This is a genomic window from Psychrosphaera haliotis (assembly GCF_009728465.1).
Lineage (GTDB): Bacteria > Pseudomonadota > Gammaproteobacteria > Enterobacterales > Alteromonadaceae > Psychrosphaera > Psychrosphaera haliotis.
On sequence record NZ_WOCD01000005.1, the window covers coordinates 938284 to 950073 of the forward strand.

Sequence of the window (11790 nt, forward strand, 5' to 3'; positions counted from 1 at the left end):
TTATCGTTCCCTAGTCTTTTCTTTAATTAATACCTGCGCTATCTCAACAACCCGCTTTGAATTCTCGTGCCAAACAAACCCTTTGTTGATGACGCTTTGCTTTACGGCTTCGCGCTTGTGTTTGTAGTTTACGTAGTTTTCTATTGCTTCGTTAAGGCTGGCCTTAAAGGATTGCTGGTTGCCTTTTTCAAAAAATACGGCGGTGTCGTCGCTGAGTATTTCTTCTATGTTGGGTGTTCGTGGTGCAATAATCAGTGAGCCAACGGCCATGTATTCAAACATTTTTAATGGCGAGGCGTAGGCGGTTACGTCAGGCTGTAGTGAGATATCAAATTCTTTAACAAAGTCTAATACTTTGTCGCGTGTTACTAAGCCTTTAAACTCTACTTTGTCGGCAATGCCTAAATCAGCGGCTTGTTGTTTAAGTTCAGGAAGAATGGTGCCATCACCAATGCAGACTAATTTTAATGGTAAGTGTTTGTGCTCAGCAATGGCTTCAATGGCTTTGTCCATGCCATGCCACGGGTTTATAAAACCGGTAAAGCCAATCACTATGTTGTCTTTTTCTAAATCAATAGGCGAGGCCAGCATTTCATCAATAAAGGGCTGACGCACGCCGTTATGCACAACCGTAATTTTATTTTCGGCCACGCCTGCATCGCGCAAATGGTCGGCTAAAACGTTAGTCACCGGTAAACAATGATCGGCACCACGCCAGGTGTAGTTTTCTACTTTTTTAGCCAGCCATTTAAGAGCCAAACCGCTGTAGCGACTGCGTTCTTCAACAAGCGGCGCATTCACTTCTAAAATAAGTGGCACATTAAATAGTTTTGATGCCCAAATGCCGGCTGGCTGATAAAGGTTATAACGTTCGTAAATAAACTCAGGCTTAAATTGTTTTATCGCCACGGCTAATTTTATAAACACCCAAATGCTGTAAGTGAGTTCCAGTAGTTCATAAATAAAGGCAGGCAAAGCGGCTTTTAGCTTACTAACAAACCCACCGTCGTGACCAAAGTCAGATTGTTCATTAACTTGTGGTGCCACAAACTTGAGTTCGTGGCCTTGTTCTAATAACGCATTGGTTAGCTCTTCAACGTGAACAAATTGGCCATCTTTAGAGGCGATTCGGTGATGGTATAAAATTTTCATTATTGTTCTTTCTGCGTTGGTTGAGCTTTTAAAAATTCAGCAAATACCGTGATGCTCCACAGCGTCATGCCAATGTTTTGTTTGCCAGAGTAATGCGAGTCTATCAAACCTTCTATGCCGTCTATATTAAACCAATGGTTAGATTTTAAAACGTCTAATTGCATGCGTTTTATTACTTCCTGTTTGGTCATCATTCTAAACCATTCATCCATGGGCGACGTGAAGCTTTTTTTAAGTCTGCCAGTTACCCAGTTTGGCAATAAGGTTGAGGCAATTTGTCGGAGTAACAATTTGGCTTTGCGGCCTTTGATATTCTGCTCGCTTGATTTAGGTAGCCACTGCTCTACTAAACGATGATCTAAAAACGGCACTCGCGCTTCTATGCTGTTGGCCATGGTTGTGCGGTCAACTTTGGTAAGAATGTTGCCAGGCAAATAGGTTTTAAAGTCGATGTACTGGGCTTTTTTAATCACGTCTGTGTTGGTGATCTTACTTGCGTGCGTTTCAAAGTGTGACTTAGAGCTATAACCATTTAACGACTCAGTGAATGCAGGCGTAAATATTTGCGCTAATACTTCTGGAGGGTTAATGCTCATGGCCCGATGGAAGTTAGTAATGAAGTCGTTGTTTAACGCGTTTAACGTTGAATGTGCTCGCAAAAATTGTGGCGCCCAAGGCATTGCAGGGTAAACCTTGGCTAAAAATGAAAATACCGGTTTACGAATGGCTTTTGGTAAGGAGTTTTTGATTTTTCCTTCAAGGCGAAGCAGTCGGTAATTGCGATAACCTAAAAATAATTCGTCGGCACCGTCGCCGCTAAGCATTACGGTAACTTGTTTTTTAGCTTGTTTGGTTAACAAATACGTTGGAATGGCTGAGTTGTCAGCAAAGGGTTCGTCGAACATTGCCACAAGCTCTGGCAGGTAATCAAAGGTATTACATGACACGGTAATGCCAACATGATTAGTATTCAGGTGTTTTGCAACGGTTTCTGCCTGTGCGGATTCGTCATATTCTTTTCGGTCAAAACCCATAGAGTAAGTTGAGACGTTTTGGTTTTTGTTCATTTCGCCAACAATAATTGAAGAATCCACGCCGCCAGATAAAAAGGCGCCTACAGGAACATCTGCCATAGTGCGCGTTTGAATGGCGTTGCTTAATAATTCACGGCCTTGGCAAAGCTCATTGGCACTAGTAGCGACTTGTGGGGTATTTATTGCGTTGGCACAGTCCCAATATTGTTGTGGCGCGATTGTCACTTGCGCGGGGCTGTTAACCTCTGGGCTACAAGCTTCAGTGCTACCAACTGTCATGCTACTAACAGCTACGGTAAAGCAGTGCCCAGCGGCAAGCTTGTGAATGCCTTTGTAAATGGTGTTAGGTTCAGGCACGTAACCTAAAGAAAAGTAGTCATGCACTGCATGTTCCGACAACTCAGGTTTATCTGCACTATAAGCCAATAAGGCTTTTAGCTCAGAGCCTACAAGCACGGTTCCGTTGGCTAATTGACTCCAATAAACGGGTTTTATGCCTAGTCTGTCGCGAGCGATAAAAACGCTTTGTTTGTCGGCATCATAAATAGCGAAGGCAAACATGCCATTAAATTTGTCTATACAAGCTTCGCCCCATTCTTGCCAAGCGTGTAATAACACTTCGGTATCACAATGAGAATTAAACTCGTGGCCTAACTCTACTAAGGTTTGGCGGAGTTGGGTGTGATTGTAAATCTCGCCGTTGTATACCAAGGTAATGTTGTTTTTAACAAGAGGCTGATGACCATTATCAATGTCGATAATTGACAGGCGAGTATGGCCAAATGCTACGTTAGCGCTGTCATTTATAAAATAACCACTATCGTCAGGACCACGGTGATCGAGTGTTGCCGTCATTTTCTTGAGCAACAATTCCGTTTGTTCTGCCTGTGAAGGGTTAATGAGGGCAACAAATCCGCACATGGTTATTGATGCCTTGCCATTTTTTTATAGAGCCGATTAAGGCCAAAAAAGTAACGGTGCTTTTTGAATAGGTAAAACAATCCTGCGAGGTGTGAAAAGTGGAACTTGCTGAGTTTAAAACCACGCGATAACTCTTGTGCGTCGTGGATCATTGAAATGGTTGGTAAATAGGTAATTTTATAACCGGCTTTCCAAACTCGAATGCAATAATCTACGTCTTCTGGAGAGTAAAAGATGTTTTCGTCTAACAAACCCGTATCATCAACACAGGCTCGGCTAATTAACCAGCAAGCTGAAATCGCATAGTCCACATCAACTGGGTTCACTTCTTTGCTCAGCGGATGTTCGTTCGCTTCCATGTTTTTTAAGAATAAAAAGCGTTTTGCCTTTAACCATAAGGTTGGGAATGCGTCGCAAGAAAGTTGGAAGTTACCACTGGCATAAGTCAGGTTTGGAACCACTAAGCCACTTTCTGGGTGAGCTTGGTTATAGGCCATCATTTTAGACAAACAAACTGGAGTAATGTACGCGTCTGAATCTAGTACCAGAACGTAGTCGCCCGTTGATTGTTTTATAGCGCTATTGCGTGAAAAAGTGGTGCCAGTATTCTCTTTAAAAAAGATAGGCTTGATCACGTTTGGATATTTTTCTTGGTACTCTTTTAGTAATTCTACGCTGCCATCTTGGCTGCCGTTATCTACAACAAAAATTTCACAAGCTTGCTCAAACTGTTCATAAGATTCCAGTAGGGCGTTAAGGCATCGTGGCAATGTTTTAACTGAGTTAAACGATAATATGACGGCAGACACTAACATTGCTTATTGTTCCTGTTGGATAAATTGAGAGAAGTATTCTAACAGTTGTGCTTCGCTTACTTCGGTTTGCTCCGCTGATATGATCAATGCTTGCCCACCAAAATCAGTTTGCAGCAGTTTGTTGATCACTTGATGGCCTTTTATTTGCCATTGGTTGGCTGAAGTAAACTCGCCTGTTTTGTAAACCAGCAATATGTTTCGTTGCTTAGTACCTAAGTTTACAATTTTAGTATGCTGTACCGTAACCGTTTGACGATTAATAGTTAACGGAACTTTACGTTGCGACTTAAGCGACCAGCGGTCTGGATTAAACAATCTGTTTTCAAAGTTAATCAGCTCTTTATCGCCACCTTCGGTAACGTATTCCACTTTATAAGCTGTGACTTTGTTATTACTTGGCAGTGCGGCTACTTGAATATTGTCTGCTGTAGGAAAGTACACAGCCCAGTGACTGGCAGAGTTTTGACCCGCGCCAATTTTGTAGAGGTCGTTAATGCTTTGCACTTTTTCTGCGTTTGCACCTTCAGCAGAACCTGCATTTTGGCTTTGTTGACCTACAACTGGCTGAGCTTGTGTAATTAAGTATTGAGTAAATGGCGCGATACTTAAAGCGACCGCCACAACAGCATAAGCCAATGGTCTTGGTTTATTTGTGACAGGGCTGTTTGTAAGTGGTTGATTTGTGACTGGGCTGTTAAATTGCGAGCTCGTTTGGTCGCACAGTGCATTGCCTAACCAAATCAGCATAATCATCACAAAGCTGAAAAATACCCAGCCATAAACAATGTGGTCAAATCCAGTAGCCGCTTCCATATTACCTAAATGCGCAATAACAATGATCATAAATACGCGCATGCCATTGGCCAAAATAGGGACTAAAACACCAGACAAAATCATAACTACGCGGCGTTTATAGCTGTCGATATACAACAAGGCATAGAACACAGCGATTGTAATAGAAGAGATTAAAAAGCGAATGCCACTGCAGGCTTCAGCAACGAGGAAATTACCCGCTGGAATAGAAATATAGAGTCCGTCGCTGTAAACCGGAATGCCAAAAAATTCGATCATGGCAATAGATAAAGCCGCAGTAATTTGTTGTAGGTGCGGAATTAAGAAGTCACCGGCAGGTACCGCTAAAAACAAAAATAGCAGTGCACTTTTTAGCTGCCAAAGGGCTTTAAAACCATATAAGGTCCAAACCACAAATGGAATGATGGCCATTAAGCTAAGCTGCGCTAGTAAATTAATTTGAGCCAGTTCGCTGACTAACCAGCAAGCACTGAAAAACAGAATGCCTAGCGCTGCTAAAGGCTGCGAGGTATTGTTTTTTATCGGGTTTCTGTTTAACCGAGCAAAGATTAAAACCGCGGTAAGTGGAATAATAAATAAACCGTGGCTGTAGGTCTCTGAATTGAGCCACAGGTGTACCATGTCAGCAACGGTTTCAATATATAGTATTACTAAAAAGGTAATAAGAAGCGCGCTTTCAATGATTGCGCGTTGCATTGTTTTGTTGGTCCGTAACGTATTTAATATGTCCATATTAGTCTTCTAAGTAAACGCTCTGCATGGTGTCCCACTGATGATCCTTCAGCAGTTGAACAATTTTACCTTCCATTTTTGACAAGTTCACGTAATGCCTAAATTTAGACAGCACTGGCGCGTCTTTAATGCGAGGCTGTTCGGCATCTATTTCCCAAGGGTGGAAGTAGAAGCTGTAAGGCGCGTTTTCTTCTTGCTCAAATTTTTGAATTCGACGTTTTGACAACCAATATGGGTAAAGTCGGAAGTAACCACCGCCGCCAATGCCTTTATTTTTATGATTTTTTCTTATGGTTGGTACTGGAATTTCAATAATGCCTTCAGGGCGATCGTATTTAAAACGAGGCCAGTCAGGAACACCATAAAGGTCATGTTCAATTGGGTAGGTACTTGAGCTGTATTTAAAACCAAGCTCAACTAACGTTTCGTAGGCCCACTCATTGGTATCGTTGATGCTAAAGCTTGGCGCACGATATCCGTTGATAGACTTGCCTAAAGTATCTTCTAAAAAGGATTTAGAGCGATAAACGTCTTCTTTAAAGACTTGTTGAGTTTGGGTAGTTGCTCGGCGATGGGCAAATCCATGGCTGGCTACTTCATGCCCGCGCTTGTCTATTTCAGTGACTAAGTCTGGAAATTTTTCTGCAACAGCGCCTAAAATAAAAAACGTAGATTTAGCGCCATGCTCATCAAACAGGTCTAAAAGGCGGCGGGTATTGTTGTCTACACGATGCTCTAAGTTAGGCCAGTCTTTTTGTGAAAATAAGCTATCAAAAGCAGAAACGTGGAAATAGTCTTCCACGTCTACAGTCATTGCATGTGTTTTTTTCTGTGCGGGCTGCTTGGCCGACATAGTTAACGACCTTTACCAAATAAAATGATTTCTATGGTTCTAACCAATATTAATAAGTCTAAAAGAATACTGCGACGCTTAATGTAATACAGGTCGAATTTTAGCTTCTCTAGGGAGTCATTAACACTTGAACCATATGGATAGTTTAGCTGTGCCCAACCTGTTAAGCCTGGCTTAACATTGTGACGATGATTGTAATAAGGAATTTCTTTAATTAGTTCTTTAACAAATTCAGGACGTTCAGGGCGAGGGCCTACAAAGCCCATTTCGCCTTTAAAAACGTTAAATAATTGCGGCAATTCGTCTATGCGATATTTACGTAAGGCATTACCAATTTTAGTTACGCGGTCGTCGGTTTTCTGAGCCCACTGCGCGCCGTCTTTTTCTGCGTCTTGACGCATACTTCTAAATTTGATGATTTCGAATAAGTGCCCATCCATACCAACACGAGTTTGCTTATAAAAAATGGTTCCGCCTTTTTTGCGGCCATCTTCTAGGTATATAAGTGCCATGGTGATAAGTAATATTGGCCAAGTTAATAAAAATACAAACACGGCTAAAATAACGTTAAATACGTAGTCTGCTGCAACACGAATGTAGTGTCTTGACTGGAAACCGTTTGAGTAAATAACCCACGAAGGATAAATAAGGTTAACGGCAACTTGTCCCGTTTCTTCTTCAATAAAGTCTAAAATGTCTTTTACAACAACTCCGCCCATTTTACAGTCGAATAGTGACTCTAAAGGTAATGAGCCTCGGCGCTCATCAGGTGCAATAACGATTTCGTCAATTTGGTTTTCTTGAACAAACTCATGCAAGTCGTCTAATGACTCTAACTTAATAATGTTCTCACGCTTGAGCTCATCTTCTTTATCTGAATCTAGCGGGATAAATCCAATGAGTGAAAAGCCTCTGCGGTCTGATTCACGACGCATTCTTTTTTCAATAATAGAAGCGCGTTCACCAGCACCAATAACAACAACACGCTTTTTAGTAATACCAAACATTTCAAAGGTATTGGCTAAATAACGAATGGTGAATACCAGCGTGACAATTAATAGGATATAGGCTGCAAAAAGAAGCGGTAGAATTTCAGAAGAGGTAAATATGTTAAAAACAACAATTTCAAAAATAGTGAAGGTCATTGCGCCACTAACTAAACAACGGCGGAAAATACCAACATGGCTGTCACGTAATTTTATGTCGTATAAACCAACGGACAAATTAGTAACAATAAACAAACTTGCGATAGATATTGGCAGGACCCACCACACTTCTTTATAAGCGGGGACAAAGTCTAAGTCATAAAATTCAACGGCCCAAAAGCCAAGTAAGCCAACGGTTAGCGCAACAAGCCAATCCATCATCATCAGAGTATTACTACGATGATTAATAGGCTTTTGATGAAATACCTTTTTCAAGTCAGTTCCTAGTTCTAGATGAAGTTGTTATTATTTTTGTAACAGATACTTTAACTTATTGTAAGCAGACTGTCATTTCGAATAAATATAATAGTTCACATTTATTATGATTTGATTACAATCTCTATTGATACATATTATGGACAACAAAAACAAGAGTGAATTTGCCGTGAAAATATTAATACTATTAGTGTGTGTTCTTGCCATGATTGGCTGTTCAACCAACCGCTTGCCTACGGCAACGGTAAAACCTTCCGCAATAGCTAGTGTTGATGATTATCAATATCTCATTGGCCCTGGCGACTCCGTTAATATTTTTGTCTGGCGAAATCCTGAAGTGTCCGGCAGTTTTATGGTTCGTCCTGATGGAATGATTACCACTTCGTTGGTAGAAGACATTCCTGTTTCGGGCAAAACCCCAACGCAATTAGCACGCGAAATTGAAGTGGTGCTAGGTCAATATATTAAATCTCCAATTGTTACTGTAAGTGTGGGCGGCTTTGTTGGGCCGTTTACTGAGCAAGTGCGCGTTATTGGTGAAGCATCAAATCCGATGGCCGTAAATTATCGCCAGAATATGACCTTACTTGATTTAATGATTCAGGTAGGTGGCTTAACTGAGTTTGCCAATGGCAACAGTGCCGTTTTAGTAAGAGTGATTAATGGCGAGCAAACTGAGTTTGAGCTGGAGCTTGATGATTTGATTAAACAAGGTGACATTTCTGCAAACGTAGATATTTTGCCGGGCGATATTATTATTATTCCTGAAGATTGGTTCTAAACCATTTATAAAGAATAGGTAGTTTGCTTTCCTGAGAGTTAACTCTTAGGAAGGCAGTAAAGTTGCAATATAGAGTCGCTATATAATGTTCGATTCTAAAGTAGTAGTTAATAAAGGGATTAGTAAATGCAGGACCTGCAGGCCACCATTCAGCAAATACTGGATTATTTAAAAGGTATTTGGATTAAAAAGCGGTTTATTATTATATCAACCTGGTTGATATGTCCGCTTGGATTAGTATTAGTGGCAAAAATGCCAGACGTGTATGAGTCTCAGGCTAAAGTGTATGCAGATACTCGCTCTATGTTAAAACCTTTACTTCGCGGATTAGCAATACAAAATGATCCGAAAGAAGAAATTAACGCCATTGCCAAAACGTTAAAGTCGACCCCAAATTTAGAAGACATCGCCCGTAAAGCTGATTTAGATATTTCCGCTAAAACGCCGCAAGAGTTTCAAAATGTGGTAGAAAGTCTGCGTAAAAAAATCATCTTTGATAGCTCAGGACGCGCGAGCATTTATTCAATCTCCTTTGAACATCCAGATCCTCAAGTGGCTAAACGAGTGGTGTCATTAACATTGGATAAGTTTGTTGAATCGGCGCTTGGCCAAAACCGTCAAGACAGTACTTCAGCAAGTAACTTTTTAGATGAGCAGCTACAAGAATATGCGGCAAGACTTTCAAACGCAGAGCAACGTTTAGCGGACTTTAAAAAACAGTATGGTGATTTATTACCAGAATCTGGTGGTTCTGGCTATTACCAGCAACGTTCGCAACTAAAAAACCAAATAGAATCCATTAATTTAGAATTATCTGAAAAACAAACGCAGCTACAAAGCTTAAAGAGCAAGTTTGCCACAAGTACGACAAATGAAGGCAATCCTGACAACGTTAATATTGCCACGCAGTACGACGACCGAATTTCACAAATGCAAGCTAACTTAGATGACCTGCAAATTCGTTTTACGGATAAACACCCTGACGTAGTGCAAACAAGAGAACGCCTTGAAGCATTGCAGGGTCAGCGTAAAGCAGAAATTGATCAGCTAATGAAGGGCTTGTCGAATGGCGAACTAGCCGCAGGTAGTTTGAGTGAGAACGCTATTGTTCAGCAGCTAACCATTGTGATTAATAACTTAGAAAGCAACATTGCTTCGTTAAATGTTCGTAAACAGAGCTACACTGATAAGTTAGATGGTTTGGAACAAAAATTAGAACTCATTCCTGATATTGAAGCTAAACGCACGGCGCTTAACCGTGATTACGGCATAACTAAGCGTAAGTATGAAGACTTGTTAGGCAGAAAAGAGTCTGCAGATTTATCAAGAAAAGCAGATTTGTCTGCTGAAGATGTTCAATTTAGAATTATTGAGCCACCGGTTGTACCGCTGTCGGCTTCTGGTCCTAAACGTCCGTTGTTGTATACCGCTGTACTCATTATTAGCTTAGGTGCAGGCATGGCAATGGCATTTTTGTTCAGCCAAATTAATCCTGTGATTATGAGTGCCAGCCAATTGTCAAAAATTACCAATAGGCCAATTTTAGGTGCGGTTACAGACATTAATTTAGAAGCAATTAATAAGCGCGACAAACGAAGAATGTTGGTTTTTGCTGCGTCTACTACTGTGATTGTTGGTATTTATTTGTTCTTTATGGTGTCGGAAATTGTTCTTAAGAAAACACCGTTGCAGTTATTGGAGAGATTCCTATGAGCTCTATAGAAAAGGCGATGCAACGCCAAGGTGAAAAGGCAAAGTTTGGGCAACCAACGACCACAAACGATACAGAGAACCAAGCGGTTGAGGCAAAGCCTGACGCTGATGTAGCTGGAGCTACAACGGACTCGGTAGCTGCTAATCCAGAAGTTTCTAATGAAGAAATGCTAAGCCAGGATGTTTCCAACCCAAGTGCAACTGTTCCTGAAGTTTCTAGCCAAGATGCGACGGTAGTTTTTAGTGAAGAAGCCCAACCGGCACAACAGAACAAAGATTTGTTTATTGATATTGAAGGACTTGAAGCGAAGGGATTTGTTGCGTTATCAAGAAAGCGTACCTTAATAAACGAAGAGTTTAGAAGCATTAAGCGTAAAGTATTAAACAATGCCTTTGGTGGACTAGCAAAAACGCTAAATCACAGTAATTTGGTACTTGTTTCTAGCTCAAGACCAAATGAAGGTAAAACTTTCACAGCGGTTAACTTAGCGTTAAGTATTGCCTTAGAGCAAGACAAAACCGTACTGCTCGTTGATGCTGATGTACTAAAACCTAGCGTGTCTAAAACGTTAGAGATTGGTGCTAATGTTGGCTTAATAGAATATTTGACCGGTGAAGAGGAAAACGTTTCTTCGGTTATTTATCACACCAATATTGAAAATTTAAAAGTGATACCAGCGGGTTTACCACACCATTTATCAAACGAGCTGTTGTCTAGTGACAAAATGTTGAAGCTTTGCCAAGAGTTTGCTAACCGTTACCCAGACCGTATTGTGGTATTTGATTGCCCACCATTATTAGGTGTAAACGAAACTGCCTTAATGGCTGAGCAATGCGGCCAAGGCGTGATTGTGGTTGAAGAGTTTAAGTCTAAAGTATCTGAAGTTAAACAGGCTGTTGATTTGCTACCTGAGTCTATGGCGGTAGGTTTTGTACTTAATAAAGTGACGGATCCTTCAGAAACTCAAGGTTACGGCTATTACTACGGAACTGGAGCATAAAGCACGATGAAAAAGGCGCAGAGAAAAGGAAGTTCAAACCGCTTTGTTCTATCTGCGGTTTATGGTGTTTTAGGCTTAACAACGTCGGCACTCACGCACGCTACTGAAATAGAAATTAAACCGGTTATATCCTCTACTTATACCTATATTGGCGAAGCAGATTTCAGCGGCGTTAATTTTGATACGCCAATTGAAGAAGGCCATCAGGCGTTATTGCTAAGCCCTGGTATTTCTATGATTGCCACTGGACCAGTATGGAACGGTACGTGGAATTTATCGCACACAAATATCAAACAACTCAATTCAGACATTGACGATACTTCATACAGTGATGTTTCGTTAAATAACCAATTTGGTTTTGTTAAAGACAGAGTGGTTTTGTCGGTTAATGGCAGTCGTCGTAATCAAAATATCGATCAACGTTTTGCTGGCGTGTCAGATCCTATATTTTCACAAGGTGAATACATTGACGTAGACAGTGGTACGGTGGGTTTAACGTTAAAAAATAAGTCAGGTTTCGCATTGGCAAAACAGCTTAAGTTATAACTTTACCA

10 protein-coding genes are annotated in these 11790 nt (G+C 40.9%); 4 read left to right on the forward strand and 6 right to left on the reverse strand.

The genetic code is table 11. The features are described from left to right. Genes GNP35_RS15030 through GNP35_RS15055 form a run of 6 tightly spaced genes read right to left on the reverse strand, consistent with a single transcriptional unit; the run spans position 1 to position 7690 of the window. Positions 1 to 1152, reverse strand: a complete 1152-nt coding sequence (locus tag GNP35_RS15030; protein WP_155697092.1) for a glycosyltransferase family 4 protein — start codon at positions 1150 to 1152, stop codon at positions 1 to 3. Beyond that, complete coding sequence (gene asnB, locus GNP35_RS15035) at positions 1152 to 3107, reverse strand: asparagine synthase (glutamine-hydrolyzing) (protein WP_155697093.1); 1956 nt, start codon at positions 3105 to 3107, stop codon at positions 1152 to 1154. Before asnB ends, GNP35_RS15030 begins: the two co-directional genes overlap by 1 nt. Before the next feature lie 2 nt (positions 3108 to 3109). After that, entirely contained in the window at positions 3110 to 3922 is an 813-nt protein-coding gene (locus GNP35_RS15040; RefSeq protein WP_155697094.1) for a glycosyltransferase family 2 protein, read from the reverse strand. 3 nt (positions 3923 to 3925) lie between these two features. Continuing rightward, positions 3926 to 5467 (reverse strand): exosortase A, encoded by a 1542-nt coding sequence (gene xrtA, locus GNP35_RS15045; RefSeq protein ID WP_155697095.1) that lies wholly within the window; start codon positions 5465 to 5467, stop codon positions 3926 to 3928. Position 5468: 1 nt separating this feature from the next. Next, positions 5469 to 6320, reverse strand: coding sequence for an XrtA system polysaccharide deacetylase (locus GNP35_RS15050; RefSeq protein WP_155697096.1), 852 nt, complete (start codon positions 6318 to 6320; stop codon positions 5469 to 5471). A gap of 2 nt (positions 6321 to 6322) precedes the next feature. Further along, positions 6323 to 7690: a TIGR03013 family XrtA/PEP-CTERM system glycosyltransferase gene (locus GNP35_RS15055; protein WP_155697161.1), complete on the reverse strand. Its 1368-nt coding sequence runs from the start codon at positions 7688 to 7690 to the stop codon at positions 6323 to 6325. Positions 7691 to 7880: 190 nt separating this feature from the next. On the opposite strand from GNP35_RS15055, the gene GNP35_RS15060 reads away from it, so the two are divergent. From GNP35_RS15060 to GNP35_RS15075, 4 genes are all read left to right on the forward strand, one after another. Beyond that, complete coding sequence (locus GNP35_RS15060) at positions 7881 to 8522, forward strand: XrtA/PEP-CTERM system exopolysaccharide export protein (RefSeq protein WP_155697097.1); 642 nt, start codon at positions 7881 to 7883, stop codon at positions 8520 to 8522. Positions 8523 to 8648: 126 nt separating this feature from the next. Beyond that, positions 8649 to 10235 carry an XrtA system polysaccharide chain length determinant gene (locus GNP35_RS15065; protein WP_155697098.1) on the forward strand — a complete coding sequence of 529 codons (1587 nt, stop codon included), beginning with the start codon at positions 8649 to 8651 and terminating at the stop codon, positions 10233 to 10235. Continuing rightward, positions 10232 to 11236 (forward strand): XrtA-associated tyrosine autokinase, encoded by a 1005-nt coding sequence (locus tag GNP35_RS15070; RefSeq protein WP_155697099.1) that lies wholly within the window; start codon positions 10232 to 10234, stop codon positions 11234 to 11236. The genes GNP35_RS15065 and GNP35_RS15070 overlap by 4 nt, the downstream gene beginning before the upstream one ends. A gap of 6 nt (positions 11237 to 11242) precedes the next feature. Then, positions 11243 to 11782, forward strand: a complete 540-nt coding sequence (locus tag GNP35_RS15075) for a hypothetical protein (protein WP_155697100.1) — start codon at positions 11243 to 11245, stop codon at positions 11780 to 11782. The last annotated feature ends 8 nt before the right edge of the window (positions 11783 to 11790 follow it).

Coding starts and splice junctions, on each gene's coding strand:
- GNP35_RS15030 (WP_155697092.1), bottom strand. CDS start 1,152: ATGAAAATTTTATACCATCACCGAATCGCCTCTAAAGATGGCCAATTT.
- asnB (WP_155697093.1), bottom strand. CDS start 3,107: ATGTGCGGATTTGTTGCCCTCATTAACCCTTCACAGGCAGAACAAACG.
- GNP35_RS15040 (WP_155697094.1), bottom strand. CDS start 3,922: ATGTTAGTGTCTGCCGTCATATTATCGTTTAACTCAGTTAAAACATTG.
- xrtA (WP_155697095.1), bottom strand. CDS start 5,467: ATGGACATATTAAATACGTTACGGACCAACAAAACAATGCAACGCGCA.
- GNP35_RS15050 (WP_155697096.1), bottom strand. CDS start 6,320: ATGTCGGCCAAGCAGCCCGCACAGAAAAAAACACATGCAATGACTGTA.
- GNP35_RS15055 (WP_155697161.1), bottom strand. CDS start 7,690: ATGATGATGGATTGGCTTGTTGCGCTAACCGTTGGCTTACTTGGCTTT.
- GNP35_RS15060 (WP_155697097.1), top strand. CDS start 7,881: ATGGACAACAAAAACAAGAGTGAATTTGCCGTGAAAATATTAATACTA.
- GNP35_RS15065 (WP_155697098.1), top strand. CDS start 8,649: ATGCAGGACCTGCAGGCCACCATTCAGCAAATACTGGATTATTTAAAA.
- GNP35_RS15070 (WP_155697099.1), top strand. CDS start 10,232: ATGAGCTCTATAGAAAAGGCGATGCAACGCCAAGGTGAAAAGGCAAAG.
- GNP35_RS15075 (WP_155697100.1), top strand. CDS start 11,243: ATGAAAAAGGCGCAGAGAAAAGGAAGTTCAAACCGCTTTGTTCTATCT.